Annotated in this window: 22 protein-coding genes, 1 tRNA gene, 2 pseudogenes and 2 riboswitches; of the genes and pseudogenes, 16 read left to right on the forward strand and 9 right to left on the reverse strand. The window is 59.1% G+C overall.

What is annotated here, in order from left to right:
* Positions 1-20: 20 nt before the first annotated feature.
* From K3557_RS19385 to K3557_RS19395, 3 genes and pseudogenes are all read left to right on the forward strand, one after another.
* Positions 21-968, forward strand: a pseudogene (locus K3557_RS19385) (tyrosine-type recombinase/integrase).
* Positions 969-981: 13 nt separating this feature from the next.
* Positions 982-2,260, forward strand: a pseudogene (locus K3557_RS19390) (IS91 family transposase).
* Positions 2,261-2,778: 518 nt separating this feature from the next.
* On the forward strand, positions 2,779-3,189 hold the full coding sequence (locus tag K3557_RS19395; protein WP_311198479.1) for an AMP-binding protein: 411 nt from the start codon (positions 2,779-2,781) through the stop codon (positions 3,187-3,189).
* 41 nt (positions 3,190-3,230) lie between these two features.
* On the opposite strand, the gene K3557_RS19400 is transcribed toward K3557_RS19395, so the two are convergent.
* Positions 3,231-3,869 carry a cation transporter gene (locus K3557_RS19400; protein WP_259996011.1) on the reverse strand — a complete coding sequence of 213 codons (639 nt, stop codon included), beginning with the start codon at positions 3,867-3,869 and terminating at the stop codon, positions 3,231-3,233.
* Positions 3,870-3,942: 73 nt separating this feature from the next.
* Here K3557_RS19400 and K3557_RS19405 point away from each other — a divergent pair, with 73 nt between their 5' ends.
* Positions 3,943-4,359 carry a helix-turn-helix domain-containing protein gene (locus K3557_RS19405; RefSeq protein WP_259996013.1) on the forward strand — a complete coding sequence of 139 codons (417 nt, stop codon included), beginning with the start codon at positions 3,943-3,945 and terminating at the stop codon, positions 4,357-4,359.
* Positions 4,360-4,410: 51 nt separating this feature from the next.
* Here K3557_RS19405 and aroC read toward each other — a convergent pair whose 3' ends face one another.
* Positions 4,411-5,511 carry a chorismate synthase gene (aroC, locus tag K3557_RS19410; protein WP_259996016.1) on the reverse strand — a complete coding sequence of 367 codons (1,101 nt, stop codon included), beginning with the start codon at positions 5,509-5,511 and terminating at the stop codon, positions 4,411-4,413.
* A 221-nt stretch (positions 5,512-5,732) separates the two neighbouring features.
* Positions 5,733-5,824: riboswitch (TPP riboswitch) on the forward strand.
* Between the two features lie 32 nt (positions 5,825-5,856).
* Between aroC and thiB the strand changes: the two genes are divergently transcribed.
* From thiB to K3557_RS19425, 3 genes are read left to right on the forward strand one after another with little or no spacing between them, the layout of a single operon-like run.
* Positions 5,857-6,846: a thiamine ABC transporter substrate binding subunit gene (gene thiB / locus K3557_RS19415; RefSeq protein WP_259996026.1), complete on the forward strand. Its 990-nt coding sequence runs from the start codon at positions 5,857-5,859 to the stop codon at positions 6,844-6,846.
* Entirely contained in the window at positions 6,822-8,378 is a 1,557-nt protein-coding gene (locus tag K3557_RS19420; RefSeq protein ID WP_259996027.1) for a thiamine/thiamine pyrophosphate ABC transporter permease ThiP, read from the forward strand. Before thiB ends, K3557_RS19420 begins: the two co-directional genes overlap by 25 nt.
* Entirely contained in the window at positions 8,365-9,057 is a 693-nt protein-coding gene (locus tag K3557_RS19425; RefSeq protein WP_259996031.1) for an ATP-binding cassette domain-containing protein, read from the forward strand. The genes K3557_RS19420 and K3557_RS19425 overlap by 14 nt, the downstream gene beginning before the upstream one ends.
* Positions 9,058-9,114: 57 nt before the next feature.
* On the opposite strand, the gene K3557_RS19430 is transcribed toward K3557_RS19425, so the two are convergent.
* Both K3557_RS19430 and K3557_RS19435 read right to left on the reverse strand, forming a co-directional pair.
* A complete protein-coding gene (locus K3557_RS19430; protein WP_259992700.1) occupies positions 9,115-9,555 on the reverse strand; it encodes a 6,7-dimethyl-8-ribityllumazine synthase in 441 nt (146 codons plus the stop codon).
* 74 nt (positions 9,556-9,629) lie between these two features.
* Positions 9,630-9,779: riboswitch (FMN riboswitch) on the reverse strand.
* A gap of 48 nt (positions 9,780-9,827) precedes the next feature.
* Positions 9,828-10,124 carry an antibiotic biosynthesis monooxygenase gene (locus tag K3557_RS19435; protein ID WP_259996033.1) on the reverse strand — a complete coding sequence of 99 codons (297 nt, stop codon included), beginning with the start codon at positions 10,122-10,124 and terminating at the stop codon, positions 9,828-9,830.
* Positions 10,125-10,238: 114 nt separating this feature from the next.
* Between K3557_RS19435 and K3557_RS19440 the strand changes: the two genes are divergently transcribed.
* From K3557_RS19440 to K3557_RS19455, 4 genes are all read left to right on the forward strand, one after another.
* On the forward strand, positions 10,239-10,841 hold the full coding sequence (locus tag K3557_RS19440) for a glutathione S-transferase (protein ID WP_259988458.1): 603 nt from the start codon (positions 10,239-10,241) through the stop codon (positions 10,839-10,841).
* 211 nt (positions 10,842-11,052) lie between these two features.
* The gene (gene petA, locus K3557_RS19445; protein WP_129372721.1) at positions 11,053-11,613 is read left to right on the forward strand and encodes a ubiquinol-cytochrome c reductase iron-sulfur subunit; all 561 of its coding nucleotides are present in this window, start codon (positions 11,053-11,055) and stop codon (positions 11,611-11,613) included.
* Between the two features lie 12 nt (positions 11,614-11,625).
* Complete coding sequence (gene petB, locus K3557_RS19450) at positions 11,626-12,960, forward strand: cytochrome b (RefSeq protein ID WP_259988454.1); 1,335 nt, start codon at positions 11,626-11,628, stop codon at positions 12,958-12,960.
* A 19-nt stretch (positions 12,961-12,979) separates the two neighbouring features.
* On the forward strand, positions 12,980-13,768 hold the full coding sequence (locus K3557_RS19455; RefSeq protein ID WP_259996035.1) for a cytochrome c1: 789 nt from the start codon (positions 12,980-12,982) through the stop codon (positions 13,766-13,768).
* Between the two features lie 151 nt (positions 13,769-13,919).
* On the opposite strand, the gene K3557_RS19460 is transcribed toward K3557_RS19455, so the two are convergent.
* The gene (locus K3557_RS19460; RefSeq protein ID WP_259996037.1) at positions 13,920-14,357 is read right to left on the reverse strand and encodes a glyoxalase superfamily protein; all 438 of its coding nucleotides are present in this window, start codon (positions 14,355-14,357) and stop codon (positions 13,920-13,922) included.
* A 263-nt stretch (positions 14,358-14,620) separates the two neighbouring features.
* Between K3557_RS19460 and K3557_RS19465 the strand changes: the two genes are divergently transcribed.
* A complete protein-coding gene (locus K3557_RS19465; RefSeq protein WP_259996041.1) occupies positions 14,621-15,034 on the forward strand; it encodes a nuclear transport factor 2 family protein in 414 nt (137 codons plus the stop codon).
* Between the two features lie 17 nt (positions 15,035-15,051).
* Here the strand turns inward: K3557_RS19465 and mtaB are convergent, their stop codons facing one another.
* Complete coding sequence (gene mtaB, locus K3557_RS19470) at positions 15,052-16,314, reverse strand: tRNA (N(6)-L-threonylcarbamoyladenosine(37)-C(2))-methylthiotransferase MtaB (protein ID WP_259996053.1); 1,263 nt, start codon at positions 16,312-16,314, stop codon at positions 15,052-15,054.
* Entirely contained in the window at positions 16,311-17,153 is an 843-nt protein-coding gene (gene dapF, locus K3557_RS19475; RefSeq protein WP_259996057.1) for a diaminopimelate epimerase, read from the reverse strand. The genes mtaB and dapF overlap by 4 nt, the downstream gene beginning before the upstream one ends.
* A gap of 187 nt (positions 17,154-17,340) precedes the next feature.
* Between dapF and K3557_RS19480 the strand changes: the two genes are divergently transcribed.
* Positions 17,341-17,416: transfer RNA gene (locus tag K3557_RS19480), tRNA-Lys, on the forward strand.
* 341 nt (positions 17,417-17,757) lie between these two features.
* Positions 17,758-18,126 carry a DUF3768 domain-containing protein gene (locus K3557_RS19485; RefSeq protein ID WP_259996058.1) on the forward strand — a complete coding sequence of 123 codons (369 nt, stop codon included), beginning with the start codon at positions 17,758-17,760 and terminating at the stop codon, positions 18,124-18,126.
* Between the two features lie 42 nt (positions 18,127-18,168).
* Here K3557_RS19485 and K3557_RS19490 read toward each other — a convergent pair whose 3' ends face one another.
* Positions 18,169-18,570, reverse strand: coding sequence for a hypothetical protein (locus tag K3557_RS19490; RefSeq protein WP_259996060.1), 402 nt, complete (start codon positions 18,568-18,570; stop codon positions 18,169-18,171).
* A 576-nt stretch (positions 18,571-19,146) separates the two neighbouring features.
* On the opposite strand from K3557_RS19490, the gene K3557_RS19495 reads away from it, so the two are divergent.
* Together K3557_RS19495 and K3557_RS19500 are read left to right on the forward strand one after the other, a co-directional pair.
* Positions 19,147-19,350 carry a hypothetical protein gene (locus tag K3557_RS19495; protein WP_259996062.1) on the forward strand — a complete coding sequence of 68 codons (204 nt, stop codon included), beginning with the start codon at positions 19,147-19,149 and terminating at the stop codon, positions 19,348-19,350.
* Between the two features lie 6 nt (positions 19,351-19,356).
* Positions 19,357-21,813 (forward strand): DNA cytosine methyltransferase, encoded by a 2,457-nt coding sequence (locus K3557_RS19500; protein WP_259996064.1) that lies wholly within the window; start codon positions 19,357-19,359, stop codon positions 21,811-21,813.
* On the opposite strand, the gene K3557_RS19505 is transcribed toward K3557_RS19500, so the two are convergent.
* A complete protein-coding gene (locus K3557_RS19505) occupies positions 21,764-23,059 on the reverse strand; it encodes an McrC family protein (RefSeq protein ID WP_259996066.1) in 1,296 nt (431 codons plus the stop codon). The genes K3557_RS19500 and K3557_RS19505 overlap by 50 nt on opposite strands.

A 23,059-nucleotide genomic window follows, 5' to 3' on the forward strand; every position in this document is an offset into this window, starting at 1 on the left:
CAATCGGACAGGAGGGTCCCATGACACAGGAGAAGATGAGCCCGCTGCGTGCGCGGATGATCGAAGATATGCGCATTCGCGGGATGGCGGAGACATCGCAGAAGGCGCATATCCGGGCGCTGAAGGATTTCACTGCGTTTCTGGGGCGGTCGCCAAATACGGCGACACCGGATGAGTTGCGCGCCTATCAACTTCACATGACCGACACGGAGGTCACGCCTTCGGTCTACAACGCCCGGATTACGGCGCTGCGCGTTTCTGGGGCTTTCGCCGCCCCACCGGGGCGACGGTCCCCTCCAACTCTTCGGCATGACCTGTGACCGGGAGGAAAGTGCAGGCGGAGTAGAAAATGATCCGGGGGATCATTTTCCCGCCAAACGAAGTACATGCAGTTCCGCACCGAGCCACGGAAGCTGCCGATTGTGCTGAGCTTCGAGGAGGTCTCTGCGGTATTAGCCTCGGCACCGGGGCCGGGTCTTAAATACCGCGCTGCGCTTGGGATCGGCTATGGTGCAGGTTTGCGCGCCTCCGAGGTAAGCAATCTCAAGGTGCGAGACATCGACAGCGACCGGATGCTGATCCATGTTGAGCGCGGCAAGGGCGGCAAAGATCGCGACGTGATGCTGTCGCCGTCGTTGCTGGAGCTGCTGCGGGACTACTGGCGCGAGGCACGTCCTCAGGGATGGTTATTCCCCGGCCAGAGCCGGGTTGAGCCCATGTCGCCCCGATCCTTGAATCGGGCCTTCAACTCGGCCAAGCGCATGGCTGGGATCAAGAAGCCTGCCACGCTGCACTCGCTCAGGCATAGCTTTGCCACGCATCTGCTGGAGGCCGATACGGACGTGCGGGTGATCCAGGTGCTCCTCGGCCACGCCAAGCTGACCACGACGGCGCGATACACCCACGTGGCGACCAAGACGTTGCGCAATGTCGCCAGCCCGTATGAACATATGCGAGATGTGACCTGACGGAGCGATTGGCGTGCCACGGCACGCGCTGGAGATTGCGGACATCTTCAGGTCTCATGGCCCCGCTTTCAGGCGGGCCAATGAGGGGCATGTCAGCCTGAGCCAGCTCAAGGTGATGTCCACTGCCCGGCAGGGTCTTGCAAAGCAAGATCCCGAGAGGGGGCGATCGAGGCCTGCCGAACGGAGGCGCTCGGCGGACATGTGGCGGCCTGTACCAAGTGTGGACACCAGCATATCGCGTACAACAGCTGCAAGAACCGGCATTGTCCCAAATGCCAGGGACCGGCCGCGCGCGACTGGATGGCGGCGCGGGCAGATGACCTGCTGCCTGTGGAGTATTTCCATGTGGTGTTCACGCTCCCGGCCGAGATCGCCCGCATCGCCTACTGGAACAAGCGGGCGGTTTATGGACTGCTGTTCCGCGCTTCTGCGGAAACAGTGATGACTATCGCCGCCGATCCCAAGCGCCTCGGTGCTCGTGTCGGAATGACCAGCGTGCTTCATACCTGGGGATCAGCGATGACGCACCATCCCCACATCCACATGATCGTCCCAGGTGGCGGGCTCTCGCTGGACGGCACCCGTTGGATTGGCTGCAAACCAGGGTTCCTCCTGCATGTGCGGGTGTTGTCGCGTCTGTTTCGGCGGCTGTTCCTTGAGGGCCTGAGCAACTTACACCGCGCCGGGCGGCTCTCCTTCTTCGGCGACCTCGCCGGATTGACCGACGCCAGCGCTTTCGCAGCCTGGCTGGCACCGCTGCGCAAGGCCGAATGGGTGGTCTATGCCAAACCGCCCTTCGGCGGACCAGAGGCGGTGCTGGCCTATCTCAGCCGATACACCCACCGGGTGGCGATCTCGAACAGCCGCCTGATCAGCGCCGATGCCGACACCGTGGCTTTCCGCTGGAAAGATTACCGCATCAAGCGCGGCGACAGGATGAAGGTTATGCGCCTGTCCACGGGCGAGTTCATCCGCCGGTTCCTGATCCATGTGCTCCCCCCTCTCGGCAGATTTGGCGCCGCCAAATCGCCTGCCGGGCAATGGATGGCTTCCACCGCATCCGGCACTACGGCTTGTTGGCAAGTGCCGCCCGCAAGACCAGCATCGCGAAGATCCGCACGTTGCTGGGCGCGGAAACGACCAGGCAGGAACACGCACCCTCGGTCGAGATCGTCCCGCTCACCCTGCGAGAGCCATGCCCCGATTGCGGCGGGCCGATGCGCATCGTGGAGACTTTCCGGCGCGGCGAGGTTCCGCAATCTCGCGCTCCACCGAGGAAACAGGCCGCATGACCGAGTGCCCGATCATCCCATCCACCGCTCACCGGTTGCTTCAGCAACACCGGCCGAGCCCGCCCGTCAGGAGCGGTCCGGAAAGTTGCAAGGACGGCGCAAAACGGCTTCGATCTGGATCAAATCCAGGTCAAACCCTCTGGCCGAAACTGGAATCGGTGGCCCTCATCCTCCGAGCGGGCGCATCCCTACCAGTCACAAGCTCAGCGGACAGCACTCTTTCCCCATAGGCCGCAACCAGACCCCGCGGCTTCCTCCCTGAGAGGTTTGTCAACGCGGGCCACACTCACGCCCAGCTGAAGCCGCTCGCAATGGCCCGCGTCGAAAAACCTTCATCCTTCGATATCTTCGCCGCAGTTTCGAGGAAGGGCCGCTTTTCATAGTGGGTCAGAAAAACTTGTCGTTCGGGTCAGGCTGAATGACGTGATTTTCTTGTTTCCTGAGGTTTTGATGCCAAAAGAGCCAAAGTTTCGTGGCGTTCCACAATTCAAGCGATCGAGCTGTATCCCGGCACAGTGATGGCCGGCGGAATCTTCTTGCCGTTGAACACCGCCTATACCGGGCCTGAAGTGGCCTATTTCGTGGGCGAAGCGTCTCTGCGCGTGGTGGTTTGCGATCCGGCGCGAATGGGGAAGATCAGCGCTATTGCAGATGAGGCGCGGGTGTTGACTCTGGATGCCGGAGGGCAGGGATCTTTGCGCAACCTGGCGGATGTTCAGCCCGGTTTTGACCCTGTTGCCCGCAAATCCGGCGATCTGGCCGCGTTTCTTTACACCTCCGGCACTACCGGGCGCTCCAAAGGCGCGATGCTGATCAACGGCAACCTGGCGTCCACTTCCCTCACGCTGCTGGAGGCCCTGCCGCGCAACATCATGGGCAAGGTGCAGAAAAAAGCCCTGCGCGAGGCATGCGCAGGGCTGTTTGTCTGAACAACGCAGGGCGCCGCTCGTGCCGCAAGCGGCACAGGTGTTCAGTTCTGATACGCCGCAGTGCGCGCCTCTTCCTCGCGCCATTCCCGCATCGCCTGCACCAGGATCTGGTAGGCGGAGCTTAGGAACAGCCCGCCCATGATGCCGGCCACAATCAGGTCCGGCCAGCCGGTGGCGGTTCCCCAGACACCCAGCGCCGCGATCATCACCGCCACATTGCCGATCGCATCATTGCGCGAGCACAGCCAGACAGAGCGCACATTGGCGTCGCCATCCTTGTAGCGCGCCAGCAGCATGACCGAGATCAGATTGGCGGCCAGCGCCATGAAGCCGATCACACCCATGATCTGTGCCTGCGGCACTCCGACATAAAACACCTGATAAACGGTGGAGCCAAACACCCAGGCACCCATCAGTAGAAGGCTGATGCCTTTGCCAAGCGCCGCCAGCGCCCGGGTGCGCAGGGTGGCGCCGATCACCGCCAGCGAAATACCATAGGTCAGCGCGTCACCCAGAAAGTCCAGCGCGTCCGCCTTCAACGCTTGGCTGCCCGACAGCTGGCCCGCGCTCATTTCCACCGCAAACATGCCGGCGTTTATGACGATTACCAGCCAAAGCCTGCGTTTATAGTCTGCCGAGACCCCGTCAAAACGGGCGTTGTGATTGCAGCAGCCTGCCATTTCTCTTGTCCTCATTCCTGATTCGAGATCAATGTAGAGCCTCTAGTCACTAGAGCTTCAAGAGGTTCCGCAGATGTTTTCCATCGGTCAGCTGTCCAAGACCACCGGCGTAAAGGTTCCCACCATCCGCTATTACGAGGAGATCGGCCTTCTGCCGCAGCCCGGCCGCAATGCCGGTAACCAGCGCCGCTACGGGCAGGAGGGGATGGACGCGCTTGGCTTCATCAAACATGCCCGCGACCTCGGGTTCTCGCTAGAGGACATCAAGGCGCTGATAGGGCTGGACGGGCACCTGGGCGATGATTGCGCCGAGGCCGACCGCATTGCCCGCAGCCAACTGGCCAATGTCCGCAACCGCATCCGCAAGCTGGAGCAGCTCGCGGCGGAGCTGGAGCGGATCAGCCATCTGTGCGACGGCGGAAATGGCGGCTGCTGCAAGGTGCTGACCGCGCTGGGCGACCACAGCCAATGCGCGGGCGATCACACCTGAGGGTAGTTTCCTAGCTATGTTGCCGGGAAACCCCTTATTAGAGCCTGATCCTTAGCCGATTGAGCCCTGGTTCTCACCAATCTGGCCGCGGTGCAGCAGCAGGTGATCCAAGATCACACAGGCCATCATCGCCTCGGCCACCGGGACCGCGCGAATGCCGACGCAGGGGTCGTGGCGGCCCTTGGTGATCACCTCGGTGGCGGAACCGTCCTTGCGGATCGATTTGCGCGGGGTGAGGATCGACGAGGTCGGCTTGACCGCAAAGCGCACCACCACATCCTGGCCGGTGGAAATCCCACCGAGGATGCCGCCGGCGTGGTTCGAGGAATACTCCACCCCGTTTTCGCCCATGAAGATCTCATCGGCGTTTTCCGAGCCCTTCAGCCGGGCGGCGTTCATGCCTTCGCCGATCTCCACGCCCTTAACAGCGTTGATCGACATCATTGCTGCCGCCAGATCGGTGTCCAGCTTGCCATAAACCGGCGCGCCGATGCCTGCGGGGACATTGCGCGCGACAACTTCGACAACGGCGCCCACCGAGTCATGCGCCTTGCGCAGACCTTGCAGGTAATCTTCCCACTCCTGCACCGCGCCGGCATCGGGGATCCAGAAATCATTCTGGTCGATCGCATCCCAGTCGAACCGGCTGCGGTCAATCTCCAGCTCACCCATTTGGGTCATATAGCCCTTGATCTCCAGCCCCGGCACCAGCGCCTTGATTGCTTCACGTGCAACACCGCCCGCAGCAACACGCGCTGCGGTTTCGCGCGCCGAGGAACGGCCGCCGCCGCGGTAGTCGCGGTTGCCGTATTTCTGGAAATAGGTGATGTCGGCATGGCCCGGACGGAAGGTCTGGGAAATCTCGCCGTAGTCCTTGGACCGCTGGTCGGTGTTTTCGATCATCAGCTGAACGGGCGTGCCGGTGGTCATGCCGTCGAACACGCCGGACAGGATCTTTACGGCGTCAGGCTCATTGCGCTGGGTGGTGTTCTTGTTCTGGCCGGGGCGGCGCTTGTCGAGCCACTGCTGCAGCATCTCCGGCTCCAGCGGCACGTTCGGCGGACAGCCGTCCACGGTGGCGCCAAGCGCGGGTCCGTGGCTCTCGCCCCAGGTGGTGACGCGGAAGAGGTGTCCAAAGCTGTTCATCGACATGAGGCGCGGTCTCCTTTGCCGGACGTGCTTAGCGGGCAGGGGGCTGTGCCTCAAGCGGATTCCTCTGCGGCATAGAACCGAGGGGGCGCTGCCCCCGCCGCCTGCGGCGGCTCCCCCGGGATATTTTCAGCAAGAGGAAGAGATGGAAGTGGTTCTGTTTGGCCAAGACGCAGGTCCTGGCGGGCTTTGGCTTGTCTTTGCTGCGGTCCGGGCATAATGTCCGCACCACCTCGGGGTGCGCGGCAGCGCTGAGATGACACCCGTTGAACCTGAACCGGATCACACCGGCGGAGGGAAGGTACTGGACAGCCTCCACCCTTGCCCAACGCCGCAAAGGAGGATGGCTTGAAACATCTTGCATTTGCAGCGGGATTGCTTGGCGCCTCGGCAGCTTTTGCCGAAACGCCCGAACTCACCGTTTATACCTATGACAGCTTTGTTTCCGATTGGGGCCCGGGCCCGGCGGTGGAAAAGGCGTTTGAGGAGGTTTGCGGCTGCGACCTGAAACTGGTTGGCGCAGGCGATGGCGCGGCACTGCTGGCGCGGATCAAGCTGGAGGGCGCACGCTCGGATGCCGATGTGGTTCTTGGCCTCGACACCAACCTGACCGCGGCGGCCAAGGAAACCGGCCTGTTTGCAGAGCATTCGGTCAGCGCCGACTATGCGCTGCCGGTTGCATGGAACGACGCGACCTTTGTGCCTTATGACTGGGGCTATTTTGCCTTTGTTCACAACGCCGATGCAGCGGCGCCGGCGGATTTCCCGTCGAATTTCAAGGCGCTGGCAACCAGCGACATGAAGATCGTGATCCAGGACCCGCGCTCCTCGACCCCCGGTCTGGGCCTGCTCCTGTGGGTGAAAGCCGCCTATGGCGATGAGGCGCCGGAAATCTGGAATGGCCTGTCTGACAACGTGGTCACCGTGACCAAGGGCTGGTCCGAGGCCTATGGCATGTTCCTGGAGGGCGAGGCCGACATGGTGCTTTCCTACACCACCTCACCCGCCTACCACCTGATTGCTGAGGAAGACGGCTCCAAGGCGGCTGCCGCCTTTGACGAGGGGCATTACATGCAGGTGGAAGTTGCTGGCAAACTGGCAAACACCGATCAGCCTGATCTGGCCGACCAGTTTCTGGAATTCATGGTATCCGACGACTTTCAGTCGATCATTCCGACCACCAACTGGATGTACCCCGCAGTGACACCGGCTGCGGGTCTGCCGGAGGGTTTCGAGACGCTGATCGCGCCAGGCAAATCCTTGCTGCTGAGCGAAACTGAAGCGGCAGAGGTGCGGGATGCAGCGCTTGGCGAATGGCTGGACGCGCTCAGCCTGTAAGCTCCGTTCCCGGAATCAGCGCGGCACTGCTTGTCGTCGCGCTGATCTTGGGAACCTTGGGTGCTGTGGCACTCAGGGCCGAGGCCGGAACCGGATTTGGTGCCAGCGACTGGGCGGCGTTGCGGTTCACGCTGACACAGGCCAGCCTGTCGGCGCTGCTGAGCGTTGGTCTGGCGATGCCCGTCGCCCGCGCACTGGCGCGGCGGCGGTTCCCAGGGCGGGCATTGCTGATTGCCCTGCTTGGCGCCCCCTTCATTCTGCCGGTGATCGTTGCCATTCTGGGCCTTCTGGCGGTGTTTGGCCGGGCTGGCTGGCAAAGCAGCTTGTTCGGCCTGTTCGGGCTGGAGCCGGTGCAAATTTACGGCCTGCACGGCGTGGTCCTGGCACATGTCTTCTTCAACCTGCCGCTGGCGACCCGGCTGATCCTGCAGGGCTGGCAGGAAATCCCGGCTGAACGCTTCCGCTTGGCCGCGCAGTTGGATGCCGGTCCGCTGGCGATGTGGCGGCTGCTTGAGGGGCCGATGCTCCGGCGGGTGGCACCGGGTGCTTTGGCTGTCGTCTTTGCCATCTGCCTTTCCAGTTTTGCGGTTGCGCTGACTCTGGGCGGCGGCCCCAGGGCGACCACGATCGAGCTGGCCATCTATCAGGCGTTCCGCTTTGATTTCGATCTGGGCCGGGCTGCGCTCCTGTCAGGGCTGCAGCTGCTGCTGACTGGCACCGCTGCACTGGCAGCGCTGCGGGTGTCGGCGGGTGAGGGCTTTGGCGCCGGTCTTGACCGCGCGGTGCGGCGCTGGGACGGGCAGGGGGCGCTGGCGCGCGGCTTGGATGTTTTCTGGATTTTCCTGTCTGCGGCGTTCCTGCTGCTGCCTTTGGCCGCAATCGTGCTGGCGGGATTGCCGGGGCTGGCAGATTTAAAAAGTAGTGTCTGGCAGGCCGCGGGGAACTCCATACTGGTGGCTGCAATCAGCACTGTGATCCTTCTTGCGCTGGCCTTGCCGATGGCAGCTGCGGTTGCAGCTGGCCGGAACAGCCTGACCGAACTGTCGGGCATTCTTGGGCTTGCGGCCTCTCCATTGGTGATTGGCACCGGGCTGTTCATTCTGATCTACCCCGTCGCAGACCCATTTGCCCTGGCGCTGCCGGTGACGGCGCTGGTCAATGCGGTGATGGCGCTGCCATTTGCCATGCGTATCCTGGTGCCGCGGGCGCGGGAAGTGCTGGGTCGCTATGGCCGGTTGTCGCTGTCGCTGGATATGCAGGGCTGGGCCTTTGTGCGCCGGGTCTTTCTGCCCCGGATGCGGGCGCAGACAGGGTTTGCCGCGGGCTTGACTGCGGCACTGTCGATGGGGGATCTGGGCGTGGTAACGCTGTTTGCCGATCCGGATTTCGCAACGCTGCCCTTGCAGATTTACCGGCTGATGGGGGCATACCGGATGGAGGCTGCAGCGGGTGCTGCACTGCTCCTGCTGATGCTGTCGATGGGTGCGTTTTGGATTTTGGACCGCGGAGGGCGCTGGCATGCTGAGGCTTGAGAATTGCCGGATCTTGAACGGCGGCTATGTGGTGGAGGCGGATCTTGAGATTGCGCCGGGTGCGTGCGTTGCGGTGATTGGTCCATCGGGTGCCGGTAAGTCCACGCTGGTGGAGGCAGTGGCCGGTTTCCTGCCCGTTACCCGTGGGCGCGTCTTTTGGAACGGCTCAGACCTGACCGGCAGGCCGCCGGGCAAGCGGCCGGTCGCCATGCTGTTTCAGGACGGCAACCTGTTTCCGCATCTGACCGTGGCGCAGAACGTTGGCTTGGGGCTGCATGCGAACCTGCGGCTCAATCAGATGGAGTGGCAAAAGATTGACGCAGCGCTGATCCGGGTTGGCCTTGGCGGCATGGGGGGGCGGAAACCTGCGGCTCTGTCCGGCGGGCAGCAAAGCCGGGTGGCCCTGGCGCGGGTACTGGTACAGGGCCGCGACATCCTGCTGCTGGATGAACCTTTTGCGGCACTTGGCCCGGCGCTGAAGGCTGAGATGCTGGATCTGGTTGCGGAACTGGCGCGCGAAAGCGGCGCCACGGTGCTGATGGTCAGCCATGATCCGAACGACGCGCGCCGGATTGCGGGCCAAGTGGTGCTTGTGGCGGATGGCAAGGCGCATCCGCCGCAAGCGACGGCGGACTTGCTGGACAATCCGCCGCCTGCTTTGAAGGCTTATCTGGGGTAAATAATGCCTGAGATACAAGAGGACCTGCACCTGCGCTGGCAAATGCAGGGTCTAGGTTCAGGCGTTTGCCAAGGCCTGCGCGCGTGACTTGGTGATCATCAAGGCGGCTTGCGCTGCTTCGCGGCCTTTTTCTTCGAAATGGTCGCGGTAGATTGTATTGTGGTGTTCGGTCTCCTGATACTGGTGCGGTGTCAAGGATACCGAAAGCACGGGCACGCCTGTCTCAAGGCTCACACGCATCAGCCCGTCCACAACAGCCTGGGCAACGAAATCGTGCCGGTAAATGCCGCCGTCGACGACAAATGCGGCACAGGCAATAGCTGCGTATTTGCCGCTTTTTGCCAGCTCCTGCGCCATCAGCGGCATTTCAAAAGCACCGGGAACATCAAAGACGTCGACTTGAGAGCTGGAGACGAGATCCAGAAACCCATCAAGCGCACGATCGACGATATCGGCATGCCATTGCGCCTTGATAAAGGCATAGCGGGTGTGTGTCATTGTTATCTCCTTGCGTTTTGACACGTCACCCAAGGCGATAACGAACAACAGGCACCGCCCTAAGCGGCCCTGGCGAACGCTCTCTTTCATCCGGACTGTAACCGTCGGCTCTGGAATCGCACCAGATCTGCTGGACACTTCCGGTTCCGGAAGCCGCTCGCGGGCTTACGGGGCAATGCCCGCTTACCGCCGGTGGGGAATTCCGCCCCGCCCTGAGAACAGGTCGAACGTGCCAATCCGTGCGGCATTCTGCAAGCGTTAAACGCGCGGCATCAAACCTCGACTAGATCGAAGTGTTTGATGCTGCGCGACTCGACCAGTTCGGCCTCAGCCGGGTCGATGTGCGGACTGGTGTAGTCCTCGCCCGCGAAGGCCTTGAGCGACGCCAGATCCTTCCACACCATCACAAAGCTGAACTCCCGCGGGCTTTCGGCGCGCGGCGCGCCTGGCAGGACAGTAACGATGCCATCGGTGCCTTTCATTAGCGGAATGGCGGTCTCATGGAAGAACTTGCTGAAATCCGCCTCCTTGCCCGGCCGGATGACAACCTGGAATATCCGCATGATCATTTGAGGGTCCTCCTGACATTGGCTGAGCCAGACCAGTATAGCACAGTGTGCTGATTGCCCCTTTCCCTTGGCAGGGCATGCAGTAGGCTGCTGCAAAACAGCGGAGGATATTCCATGAAGCTTACATATTCACCGGCGTCGCCCTTTGCCCGCAAGGTTTTGGTGCTGCTGCATGAGACCGGGCAGATTGAGGATGTTGAAGTCCTGAATGTGACCACAACGCCTCTCAGCCCCAGTGCAGAGGTGAAAGCCAGCAACCCGCTGGCCAAAATCCCGGCGCTTGAGCGCAATGACGGGCCGGCGCTCTATGACAGCCGGGTGATCTGCGCCTATCTGGACGACCGGGCCGGCGGCAGGCTGTATGGCGGCGGCTGGGACAGTAAGGTTCTGGAAGCCACCGCCGACGGCATTATGGATGCGGCGATCTTGATGGCTTATGAAAAACGTCTGCGCCCCGAGGAAAAACAATGGGATGGCTGGCTGGATGCGCAGCGCAGCAAGGTGCTGGGCGGCTGTGCCGCGCTGAATGCGCGCTGGATGAGTCATCTGCAGGGGCCGCTTGATATTGGCCAGATCGCGGTGGCCTGTGCGCTGGGATATGTGGACTTGCGCCACCCGGATGCGGGCTGGCGCCAGGGCAACGAGGCACTGGCGGAGTGGTTTGCGGGCTTCGAATCGCGCCCCTCGATGCAGGCCACAAAACCGCCGGCGGGCTAAGCGCGCCTCTTGATCATGACAGGTGCCGCACCGATATGGGTGCGGCACGGTCACACAGCAGTGACAGAATTGCCGTCTGCGGCTTTCTGCGCGCCTATGACCGCTGGACGAATGCCCTTCTCCCCGCTAGACACGCGCCAGAGTCACTGCGAGCAATCGCGGTGCATGCGCATGTTTGCCCTAAACGGGCGCTGGAATTGGAGAAAACCTCGTGTCCCACGCAGAAGACCACGAAGGAACCCGGAGAGATTTCCTCTACTACGCCACTGCCGGCGCCGGGGCAGTGACCGCGGGTGCCGCTGTATGGCCCCTGGTCAACCAGATGAACCCCTCCGCCGACGTGAAAGCGCTGTCCTCGATTCTGGTCGATGTCAGCGGTGTAGAAGTAGGCACGCAGATCTCGGTCATGTTCCTTGGCAAGCCGGTGTTCATCCGCCGCCGCACCCAGGAAGAGATTGATGAAGCCCGCGCCGTGGAGCTGTCCGAACTGATCGACCCGCGGTCGGAAAACCCGAACAAGCCGGGTACTGACGCGGCTGACGCGAACCGCACCATGGACGAGGCCGGCGAATGGCTGGTGATGATGGGTGTTTGCACCCACCTGGGCTGTGTGCCGCTGGGCGACGGTTCCGGCGATTTCCACGGCTGGTTCTGCCCCTGCCACGGTTCGCACTACGACACCGCAGGCCGTATCCGCAAAGGCCCGGCGCCTGAGAACCTGCATGTGCCGGTGGCTGAGTTCACCGACGCCAACACCATCAAGCTGGGATAAGGAAACGCGCTCATGTCCGGTATTCCGCACGACCATTACGAGCCGAAGACAGGTGCAGAAAAGTGGCTGCACAGCCGCCTGCCCATCGTCGGTCTCGTCTACGACACAATCATGATCCCCACCCCCAAGAACCTGAACTGGTGGTGGATCTGGGGCATCGTCCTGGCGTTCTGCCTGGTGCTGCAAATCGTCACCGGCATTGTCCTGGTGATGCATTACACGCCGCATGCCGATCTGGCCTTTGCCTCGATCGAGCACATCATGCGTGACGTGAACGGCGGCCATATGCTGCGTTACCTGCATATGAACGGCGCTTCGCTGTTCTTTGTTGCTGTCTACATCCATATCTTCCGCGGCCTGTTCTACGGCTCCTACAAGGCGCCCCGCGAGATCATCTGGATTGTCGGCATGCTGATCTACCTGATGATGATGGGCACCGCCTTCATGGGTTATGTTCTGCCTTGGGGGCAGATGTCCTTCTGGGGTGCAACCGTGATCACCGGCCTGTTCGGCGCGATCCCGTTCATCGGCGAGCCGATCCAGACCTGGCTCTTGGGCGGACCGGCGGTGGACAACGCGACGCTGAACCGCTTCTTCTCGCTGCACTACCTGCTGCCGTTTGTGATTGCAGCCTTGGTGATCATCCACATCTGGGCCTTCCACACCACCGGCAACAACAACCCTACCGGTGTTGATGTCCGTAAGGGCTCCAAGGCTGAAGCCGAAAAAGACACCCTGCCGTTCTGGCCGTACTTCGTGATCAAGGACTTCCTGGGCCTGGCCGTTGTGCTGGTGATCTTCTGGGCAATCGTCGGCTTCATGCCGAACTACCTGGGCCACCCGGACAACTACATCGAAGCCAACCCGCTGGTGACCCCGGCGCACATCGTTCCGGAATGGTACTTCCTGCCGTTCTACGCGATCCTGCGGGCATTTACCTCGGAAGTGTGGGTGGTTCAGTTTGCCTCCTTCGTGACCGGCGGCATCGTTGACGCCAAGTTCTTTGGTGTTCTGGCGATGTTCGGTGCGATTGCCGTGATGGCGCTGGTGCCCTGGCTGGATACCTCGCGCGTCCGTTCGGGCCGTTACCGTCCGATGTTCAAATGGTGGTTTGCGCTGCTGGTGGTCGATTTCTTTGCCCTGATGTGGCTGGGTGCGATGCCGGCGGAAGAGCCCTATGCATCGTTCTCGCTGATCGCATCGGCCTATTGGTTCGGCTACTTCCTGGTGATCCTGCCGCTGCTTGGTGTGATCGAGAAGCCGACGGCTCAGCCTGCCACAATCGAAGAGGATTTCGACGCCCACTACGGCAAGAAGTCTTCTGCTGAAGCCACTCCTGCCGAGTAAGAAGAAGGAACACCTCGCAATGTTCAAGAAACTGGCAACCGGTGCCGCCTTCGCTCTGGCCATGATCCCTGCTGCGTCTTACGCAGCAGGCGGCGGCGAGCAGCACATCACCGACTACGCCTTCTCGTTTGAAGGCCCGTTCGGAACTTATGACCGCAACCAGCTGCAGCGCGGGTTGCAGATCTACACCGAGGTTTGCGCAGCCTGCCACGGGCTGAAGCTGGTGCCGTTGCGCACCCTGGGCGACGAGGGCGGCCCGCAGCTGCCGGAAGATCAGGTGCGTGCCTACGCGGCCGATAACTTCAGCGTCTATGATGCGGCACTGGATGAGGACCGCCCGGCCAAGCCGGTCGACCACTTCCCGGAAAACAACAACGCCGGCGCCCCGGACCTCAGCATGATGGCCAAGGCGCGTGCGGGTTTCCACGGCCCTTACGGTTCGGGTCTGAACCAGCTGTTCAAGGGCATGGGCGGCGCTGAATACATCGCCTCGCTGCTGGCCGGTTACACCGGCGAGACCAAAGAAGAAGCTGGCACCACCTTCTATGAAAACACTGCCTTCCCGGGCGGTTGGATTTCGATGGCGCCGCCGCTGTCGGATGAGCAGGTGGAGTTTGCTGACGGCCATGCCAATGACGTGGAAGCTATGTCGCAGGACGTCGCGGCCTTCCTGATGTGGACTGCTGAACCCAAGATGATGGCGCGCAAGCAGGCCGGTTTTGTCGGCGTGCTGTTCCTGACCGTTCTGTCGGTTCTGCTGTATCTGACCAACAAGAAGCTGTGGGCGCCGCACAAGGGCAAAGACTGATCCTTGTCCGACTGACGGGTTGAAACATCAAACCCCCGCAAGTGCTGCTTGCGGGGGTTTTTCGTTGTGACGGGCTCTGGGGCGCTGCCCCTCTGCCCTGCGGGCATTCACCCCGGGGTATTCTGGACCAGAAAGAAGCCGGGCGGACTGGTCACAACAGCGGGCTGACCACCAGATGGGGGAGCCCGTTGGAGGTTTTTTGCGGAGACCGGTCGTCCGCGCCGATCACCGCGGACACCCGTTGGCGCCAGGACGAAAAGCTGTCGAACTGGACCACGTCAACCGGGTTGTCAAACTGCAGGGTAATCCGGCGGTGGCCGTTGATGCCGCAGGCCGAGAGGCCGTGGACATAGCCGGTGTAGGACTGGCCCAGGTACTGGCCTTCAACACGCATCCCGACCTGCAGATCCGGGAGATTTGTGGCGCGGGCGCTAAGGGTGTTCCAGTCGCGGAAGCCATAGTATTGCGCGATCCGTTCGAGCGCGGTGCTGTGGCTTATGGGCTGGCCCTGGGCCTGTGAATGCTTACGCAGCAGGCGCGCTTCAGTCTTGAGCTGCGGAATGGGGGGGAGAGCAGGCGGTGGCTGCATGGGGTTACCTTTCGCGTGAAGGGTGCAGTTGCCGATGCAGACAGGGGCTCGCGTTGCTATCCGGGCGTGCACCCAGGCGTCAGGAAGGATCCTTGTCCGGATTTCACCAAAGCCAAAGGCTGCGAGCGGCAGGTATCCGGGACCTGTTGATGTCATAGCGCAGTCCGGGCTGTGCTGCAACTGCGTGCAGACACGCTTGACGAAGGAGTAAGCTGGAGCGCACCCTTTAGAGGGTGTATCAATACGAGTTGGGAGGCGTTGCAATGACGGGGCTATCAAATGCGGAGATCCTGCGGGAAGCAATGACCAGGTGGGATGGCTGCAAAGCGGGCGATCTGGCCATGTGGGATGACTATACCACCGAGGACATGTGCATGCGTTCGATGGGGGAGGGTGCGCATGGGCTGGATTTCAGTGCGGCACGGAACGGGCGCGCGCAGCTGCAGAGATATCTGAGTGAGCTGACCAGTGCCTTTGAAATGGAACACTGGACGCTGGAAGAGACGGTCTCGGAGGGCGACCGGGTGATTGGGTTGGGCACCACGGCTTGGACCTGCAAGGCCACAGGAAAGCGGGTGGAGACGCCTGTGGCCATTGTCTGCCGGTTCCGGGACGGGCGCATCTGTGAACTGCACGAGTTCTACGATTCCGCTTCGGTGGCAGCGGCTACCTGCTGACGTTTTGCGAAGTTCGATCAGGCGGTGAGCTGGCTGCCGCTGGCGCCTGTTATGGCGGCGGTGACGATCCGGCCCTCTGGCTGCGGGGCGGCAAAGGCCACCTCGGTGAATTGCTCGGTGCGTCCCATATGCGGGTTTTCCATCAGGATGCGGTGGGTCTGGCCGATCTGATCAGCCAGGTGGCGGGCAACCTGGGCGTCGCCAGCCGCGCGCAGACGGGCGGCGCGTTCCTTGGTGACGTTGCCATTCACCTGGCTGGGGATCTTTGCGGCCGGGGTGCCGTCCCGCTTGGAATAGGGGAAAACGTGCAGCCAGGTCAGGTCGCAGTCGGTGACCAGCTTCAGCGAGTTCTCAAAATGTGCGTCGGTCTCGGTCGGGAAGCCGGCGATGATGTCGGCGCCAAACGTCATCTCCGGGCGCAGGCGGCGGGCTTCCTCGCAAAACGCGATGGCGTCGTCGCGCAGGTGGCGACGGGCCATGCGCTTCAGGATCAGATCGTCGCCATGCTGCAATGACAGATGCAGATGCGGCATCAGCCGCGGTTCGGTGGCGATTGCTTGCATCAGGTTATCATCCGCTTCAATCGAATCGATCGAGGAGATGCGCAGGCGCGGCAAGTCCGGCACCAGTTTCAGGATGCGCATCACCAGATCGCCCAAACGCGGCTGCGCAGGCAGATCAGCGCCCCAGGAGGTGAGGTCCACCCCGGTCAGAACCACTTCGTTATAGCCCTTGTCCACCAGCCGCTTGATCTGGTCGATGACCACGCCTGCGGGGACGGAGCGGGAGTTGCCGCGGCCATAGGGGATGATGCAGAAGGTGCAGCGGTGGTCGCAGCCGTTCTGGACCTGCACATAGGCGCGGGAGCGGGTGCCGAAGCCGTCGATCAGATGGCCTGCGGTTTCAGTCACCGACATGATGTCGTCGACCTGCACCTTTTCCGTGGTGCCGATGAAGTCCGGGCCCTTGGCGATCTGCTGCCATGTCTCAGCCTGCATCTTCTCGGTGTTGCCGATGACGCGGGTGACTTCTTCCATCGCGGCAAAGGTTTCCGGCTCGGTCTGGGCGGCGCAGCCGGTCACGATGATGGGCGCCTCCGGGTGCTCCCGGCGCAGCTTGCGGATTTCCTGGCGTGCCTTGCGCACCGCCTCTGCAGTCACCGCGCAAGTATTGACGACCACAGCATTTTCAAGGCCCGCCTGCTGGCTCAATTCCTTCATCGCCTCGGTCTCATAGGCGTTGAGGCGGCAGCCAAGGGTGGTGAACTTGGGTACGCTCATTTCAGTGTCTCCAGAAACTCGCGTGTGAAGCTGCCGTCGAACACATGCATGGTCGGGCCAGTCATCCAGACGCCGTCCTCGGCCCAGTCGATCCACAGAGTGCCGCCATCGAGATCAACCTGCACCTTGCGCCCTGTCAGCCCGCGGCGGGCCGCAGCAACGGCTGTGGCGCAGGAAGAGGAGCCAGAGGCCAGTGTCACCCCCACACCGCGCTCCCACACGCGCATGCGGATGCGGTCGGGGCCAGTCACCTGGGCGACTTGCACATTGGTGCGCTGGGGGTACAGCGGGTGATGTTCGTAGCGGGGGCCGAATTCTTCCAGCGGAATGATCCCGGCATCCTCGACAAAGAATGTGCAATGCGGGTTGCCCATACCGGTTGCGGTTGGGCCGCCTTCGATAGGCAGTTCCAGCGTGTCCGCGTCTTCGGCCAGCGGTATGTCCTGCCAATCAAGCTGCGGATGTCCCATATTGACCGAAGTATGGCCATCGCCGGCATCGCGTGCATAAAGGTCGCCGCGGTCCGTAGTCAGATGCAGCCCGGGCTTGCCGCTTTCCAGAATCAGGTGGCGCGCCACGCAGCGGGTGGCATTGCCGCAGGCGCCTGAGGTGGAGCCATCGGCATTATAAAAGGTGAGATGCGCGTCTCCGGGGCCATTCGAGATGACCGTCAGCTGATCAAATCCCACGCCGAACTGGCGGTGGGCGATTCCTTTGGCCATAGCCGGAGTGATGGCAATGTCCTGTGCACGCGCGTCGACAACAACGAAGTCATTGCCCAGCCCGTGCATCTTCATGAAGGGGAGTGCGGTATCTGCTTGGGTGTTCATTCCGGGCATATAGACCTGCGCTGCAGATGAATCCAGTCTTCGGTGAGAAAAGTTGAAAAAAGGGGTTGACCCCCCGCCGCACTGGCCCTAGATACGCCGCCTATCGGGACAGCATGACACAGGCTGCCAGGCAGTTCCGAAGCGAAATAAGTGCTTGATCCTCTTGGAGAAAACGCTTAGACAGCAACGAAGAAGTGGGCCGTTAGCTCAGTTGGTAGAGCAACTGACTTTTAATCAGTAGGTCGTTGGTTCGAACCCAACACGGCTCACCACTTTCTTCAAAGGGTTACAGGCTGCAGGCGGAAAATATTCGCGCTTACAGCAACCACCTAGCAACCACGCGGCATAGATTGACGTAGAATGGTGTAGAAAGCCTTTACGCCAGTGCGCTGAACTTTGCATGGTCGGTTGATGTGTAAAATGTTGTTTTTGTGGTGTTTTTGACATTTCAAAGAGCTTTTGGTACACTGACAGCGTACAGCATGACAGGTAACTGTCAGGCACAGCTTTCCAAAAACTATGATGTTCTGAAGCTCTGTGCTCAGAAAAGCTGAGCTTTGTCTACCTGTACGCAATCACAACATACCTAATTCAATCAAAACAGGAGCTTTCCATGATGGACAGCACTCTTTCGACGCATGCTAAGTTGACTGCCAATATGTCTTCCGCCGAGAAGGTTCGAACACTGAATGATCACTTTCGCAAGGCGGGAAAAGGGGGTGTCGTTATGATTTCGATGGGCATTCACCTTCTGGGCAGGGCGACGGTCGATACGATCATGAAGCAGCTTGGCGGGGAGGCAGGAGATGCAAGCATTGAATCTGATGAAGATCACGACATTGGGTTGCTTAAGGTTAACAGCAGAATCATCCACTGGGAAATCGACTGCTACAACAAGGATTTTGACGACATGTCCCCTGATCCAGCTGACCCTGAGAAAACAACAAGGGTCATGACTGTTCTGCTTTCGACGGAGCTGTAACACAATGGAAGGCTGGCTTCCCCTCGAGGGAAGCTGGCGATCTCATCCGTCCCAATTGTCTACTTGTTCCTCCTTTTCCCTTGCTTCGTTCTCGGGTTGGCTTTGGCTCAAGTATTTTCCACCGGTTTGATAGATGTATCCAATTAGGTACTTTGACGGTACATCACTTGCTTCTGCGTGTTGTAGCTGGCGTGACAGCCGGGACACTTCTCCAGATTTTGTCCATTGCTCTGCGGGGTCGAGTCCGTGCAGACACAAGAAGAAAATATTATTTGCGCCTTGCTGGCCTGGATTCTTTTGAACACGCCTTCCATTCGCTCGCAAAACTTCTTCCAGAAACTCTCTGAGTTCCTCTTCGACACCCTTCTTCTTGCAGATTCTTGCGAGCTGGTAGGCAAACTGCTTGAGTACATTTTTTGGTTTGTATCGAGAGTAGCGGCCCAACTTGTTCAGCTGAATTTCAAAGAGTTCTATGACCTCTCTAATCTCCTAGTGAACTTCCTTTACTGCAGCTCCTAACCAACTAAGGAGACTAAATATGACCCAAGTTTTGGGACTGGGAGAGGTTTGCCTCGTCAAACCCAAGGGAGCACTTGCTCCGGCATTCTTGTCAGAAAAACAGGCCGCGTCTTACCTGAACATGTCTGTGCAGTGGCTCAGAAAGTGCCGCGCCAATGGATCGGGTCCAGGGTGGATGAAGTTTGGGCACCGCCGGTGCCTCGAAGCGTAGTTCTCGACTTCCAAAGATTTAAGAAACGAATTTGCAGCGTACGTTACGAAAGGCGTTCGTCACTGTGAGATGCGCAACATCTTGCAGCCCAGGATAAGAGCGACAATGTATGGCCGGGACAGGGCTTACTGAGCTTACAGTGTATCAAAACAGGCTCGGGCAGCTCTTAGTAGTGCCACTGAGGGGATTAGTGCCCTGCCTCTTGCACCAACACTAAAGTTACGTCACATAAGTTACATAACTTAGCCGAAGGGTACACTATGGCTGTGAACCATAAGTCAGGGCGGGTCGTGATCGATGTCGAGCCCGAACTCAAGATGGCTCTTTACGCGACACTCGCCTCAGAAGGTATGTCGATGAAACATTGGTTTTCTCAGGTTGCGACAGAGTTTTTGGCCGAGCAGCGCGAGCCGCGACTAGCGCTTGAAGATGATACCGAGACCACATTAATAGGCCGGGCCACTGTGCCCAGTACAAGAACACAAGGTAGCTGAATAGTCGTGGACAAGAACGAGCAGTTGATTCAAGAGGTCCGCGCCAAGATCGAAAAGCTCGGTTTGGGTGATGCTGAAGCGGCCAAGGCGATTGGGGTTACACCGGCAACCCTAAACCGTCATTTGAGCTTCGAGTATGTGCGTAGTGACTCTGTTGCAAAGTACCGCAGATGGCTTGTTGGCGATGAACTAAGAAGCGAGTCCCTCCTTACATATGATGATGGTAGGGAAGAAATCGTCGACGATGTGTCGGTCGACGAAGTTCCAACTGAGCTTCTGACGGGGCCGTCAACAAAACCAGCCCAACCGCTTCGTGTGATAGACCTTTTCGCCGGCTGTGGCGGCCTTTCGTTGGGGTTTGAACTTGCTGATAGCGGTGAGTTGTACAAAACCGTTATGGCGATCGACATCGAAGAAGCGATGGTGCGTGTCTTTAATGACAACCACCCTCGCTCTGAGTTCGGCTCCAAAATAGGGCGTCAGGCAGACCTATCCGAGTTTCTGAACGAAGCCGAAGTATTGGCCTATTACCTTGATCACCTCGCTTCTGTGGAAAACGACACGCAGCTAGCGGAGGAACTGGACCGACTAGAGCCATTAGGTCTTGGATCGTTCATCCAAAATATCCAAGAGCTGGATCGTGAGTTCATCGAAAGACTTACAAAGATCAGGGACTCTGCCCCTTACCAAGATCAGTATGCACTAGTAGAGAAAACGTCCCTCTCACAGACTTCTGTGCTTGGGTTCCACAATGCTTTGAAACTACCTCAACCGGGTCGAGGCAAGCCATCGTTCAAGGTTCCATTGTGGGGAGAAACTCGTCGAGAATGCTCGGTTTCATACCGCAGCACATTGTCGGTTACGAATACCCAGAAAAGGGAGTGTGTTGCTCGTGCAGAAACGCTTTGGCGTCAAGAAATTGACACTCTTCGCGGGCGTGTGACAGGAAGCGGTTCAGGACAGTTGGCCTCGGCAGCGCGCAAGATTCAAAATGCACTGACACTAATAGAGAGTGAAGCCTATGCCTCTGTAAAAGAGGCTTGGTGCGAATGGTGGGGGTCGCGTGAGGCAATCCGGCGAACCCTCTTTGAGGACGAGCACTTCCTAGGGCAACTTCAACGGATCTACCGAAGCGGTAGACAAGTCCATGTTCTTCTTGGTGGGCCGCCCTGCCAAGGTTTCAGTCGCATTGGGCGTGGCAAAATTAGAAGTCTCCGCGAGCAGAGCGTACATGTGCAATCTGACACAAAGGCGGGAGATAAACGCAACGAATTGATGCATCAGTATGTGCTGTTTGTAGCCGCGCTTGAACCTGCAGCTTTCCTGTTTGAAAATGTTCGCCACTTCCAAGCCAAGGTGAAGACACCGGAAGGCACATACAACGCAACAGATGTTTTAGCAGAGGCAATCTCAAACATTTCGCACGAAGGGCTCATGTATGAGGTCAATTCAGAAGTGCTGGTTGCTTCCAACCATCTCGTCCCGCAAAAGCGAGAGAGATTCTTTATGCTGGGCGTTAGGTGCGATGTTGCTGAAAAGAGTGAGCATGCATCGCCGTCCTCGTGGAGTTTGAACCTGCCCACGAGAGAAGCAGTTCCTCTCAAGTTCGCATTAGCCGGGCTGCCCGAACCAGTATCCGGCACACTGCGGGAAGAAAAATCAAGGGGCACAGATACACTGCTCAATGTTCAGGATGTCCATATCAATCACGATGGTGCTCCCGGCGAATATTTGGAGTGGATCCGGCGTTTGCCTAGCAAAGAAGGTCGCTCCAAAAACAACAGTCTTGTTGATGCACACTGTGCACGAGCTTCTCGGAGAGACGACAGTGAGTTCTTCGAGATGATGGGGCCTGGAAAACGATGGATGGACTATCGGTGTGACGGCAACCCACTGGTTGAAGATCTCGCAAGTTTGGTTGAATGGCTGCTATCGAACCACAACGGGCCAGAACTAGCTGGCCTGACCCGCAATCGAATAGGTCAGTTGAAAGACGCACTGAACGGGTCTCTGTCCCTTCGTCTCTTACTTGATAGAATTCGCCTAGGAGCAGGCGAAGAGAAGCACCACCTCTGCGCACCCAACTACTTGAAGAAACGTGAGGGAAATCACGGCGACTGGCTCGCGCGAATGGACCCGGAAGTGCCATCAAAGACGATGACATCGCACATGGGCAAAGACACCTACGCATACATCCATCCTTCTTCTCCAAGAACAATTTCGGTTCGAGAAGCCGCGCGGATTCAGACTTTTCCAGATTGGTACCGATTTGGCTCCGTTGGTCTTGTTGATGGGTTCCGGGTAATTGGAAATGCGGTGCCACCCTTACTTAGCACACAGCTAGCTCTTCGCGTTGGTATAGTGCTCGAAATGGGCGGAGCTTTTGAACTAAGTTCCACATCAATTGAACGAGTTACTGAACCTCCTGCGGCGAAGGCAGAAGCATGTTCTGCACCTGCGTAGCGAAGTGCCTTGCGCTTGACCCTTCATTTGCTCGATTGAGAGCGACTAACTCGCGCAATTCAACAGAAGCAGCGATGATCCGTTCTTGACCAAAAGGTGAAACGGAAAACTCGCATGTCCAGCCGGGAGCCATCCATTCCATTCGTGGGAAAAAAAGTAGACCGACCTGGGACTGGAAGAGACGCATATAGGTCATGATCTGATAAAAGTCGTCAGGAGCAATTCCGAACCTTGGAGAGTTGGCGATCAGCCGTTTCCATTTCGCATCTCCTGGAGCCAAGATCTTTCCGTATTCACAAAATAGTAGGTCTGGTCTCACTCTAAGTGCCACTGAACTCCCGTGGCCCGAGCTTGTTGAGAGAAGAGCGTGCTCACCAGGAGATCGAAGGCAAGATACAGGACCTGGAAGAAAATCTGACAAGGCTCTTCTAATTGCCTTCTCGAAAAGGTTGTTCATTGAAAACAACAGAGTGGCCTGATCCGTTGAACCCAAGCCTGTCGGATCAGGAGTCGAGCCGACTGCGAGCAGGTTAGCAAACTCGACGAGGCGACCCCATTCCGCATCTTTTCGATCCACACGGACACGACTTACAAGATCCAAGGTGAGTGGAAGTTCTCTGACACCGGCCAAAAGGTCGAGACATCGATCGAGGACCCGACGGGTACTGAAGGAGCGTGCACGGTTCCGAAGCGTAGTGGCCAGAGCTTTGAGAAGGCGTGCCAGTTCATTGTCAGTTTCAAATGGGAAATGTCTGATTGGTAGGATGTGTGCATTCGCCGGAAGCTGTCGAGAGTATTGCGCAAAGTCAATTCTTCCGCGTAGAACCGACGTCCGCTCATCGACTTCATGATATCTTCTAGGTACTGCAACTTCCAAGCGCCTGAGTAACTCCTTTGCGGCGCGCTGTTCTACGATTTCCAAGACATCTTTATGTCGACTTGAGCTTCCACCATCCAGCCAACTGGGGCTAATCTCTGTTCCGGCCCAGTTAAGTAATTCAAAGAGTAGCTTGCGGCCTTCACCAACTGAGTCGACGCCAAATGGCTTTGGAAGAACCTCTACCTTGAGTTCACCAACATCCACGGCGCCAACCAAATCATTTGCATAGATCGAACCATTTCGTAACTTAAACGCTTGCTTCCCGCCGACATATGTATCGAGCAACCTAGAAACAGGTCCCGACAAGTGAGATCCAAAAGTGATGTCGAGACGATCTCCTTCGAACACTGTGATCTTGGTAGTCAT

Origin of the sequence: Leisingera sp. M523 (genome assembly GCF_025141335.1) — a bacterium.
GTDB lineage: Bacteria > Pseudomonadota > Alphaproteobacteria > Rhodobacterales > Rhodobacteraceae > Leisingera.

Coding starts and splice junctions, on each gene's coding strand:
- K3557_RS19505 (WP_259996066.1), bottom strand. CDS start 23,059: ATGACTACCAAGATCACAGTGTTCGAAGGAGATCGTCTCGACATCACT.
- dapF (WP_259996057.1), bottom strand. CDS start 17,153: ATGCCCGGAATGAACACCCAAGCAGATACCGCACTCCCCTTCATGAAG.
- K3557_RS19455 (WP_259996035.1), top strand. CDS start 12,980: ATGTTCAAGAAACTGGCAACCGGTGCCGCCTTCGCTCTGGCCATGATC.
- K3557_RS19435 (WP_259996033.1), bottom strand. CDS start 10,124: ATGATCATGCGGATATTCCAGGTTGTCATCCGGCCGGGCAAGGAGGCG.
- K3557_RS19395 (WP_311198479.1), top strand. CDS start 2,779: ATGGCCGGCGGAATCTTCTTGCCGTTGAACACCGCCTATACCGGGCCT.
- mtaB (WP_259996053.1), bottom strand. CDS start 16,314: ATGAGCGTACCCAAGTTCACCACCCTTGGCTGCCGCCTCAACGCCTAT.
- K3557_RS19440 (WP_259988458.1), top strand. CDS start 10,239: ATGAAGCTTACATATTCACCGGCGTCGCCCTTTGCCCGCAAGGTTTTG.
- petB (WP_259988454.1), top strand. CDS start 11,626: ATGTCCGGTATTCCGCACGACCATTACGAGCCGAAGACAGGTGCAGAA.
- K3557_RS19430 (WP_259992700.1), bottom strand. CDS start 9,555: ATGACACACACCCGCTATGCCTTTATCAAGGCGCAATGGCATGCCGAT.
- K3557_RS19425 (WP_259996031.1), top strand. CDS start 8,365: ATGCTGAGGCTTGAGAATTGCCGGATCTTGAACGGCGGCTATGTGGTG.
- K3557_RS19405 (WP_259996013.1), top strand. CDS start 3,943: ATGTTTTCCATCGGTCAGCTGTCCAAGACCACCGGCGTAAAGGTTCCC.
- aroC (WP_259996016.1), bottom strand. CDS start 5,511: ATGTCGATGAACAGCTTTGGACACCTCTTCCGCGTCACCACCTGGGGC.
- K3557_RS19465 (WP_259996041.1), top strand. CDS start 14,621: ATGACGGGGCTATCAAATGCGGAGATCCTGCGGGAAGCAATGACCAGG.
- K3557_RS19400 (WP_259996011.1), bottom strand. CDS start 3,869: ATGGCAGGCTGCTGCAATCACAACGCCCGTTTTGACGGGGTCTCGGCA.
- K3557_RS19460 (WP_259996037.1), bottom strand. CDS start 14,357: ATGCAGCCACCGCCTGCTCTCCCCCCCATTCCGCAGCTCAAGACTGAA.
- K3557_RS19420 (WP_259996027.1), top strand. CDS start 6,822: ATGGCTGGACGCGCTCAGCCTGTAAGCTCCGTTCCCGGAATCAGCGCG.
- K3557_RS19485 (WP_259996058.1), top strand. CDS start 17,758: ATGATGGACAGCACTCTTTCGACGCATGCTAAGTTGACTGCCAATATG.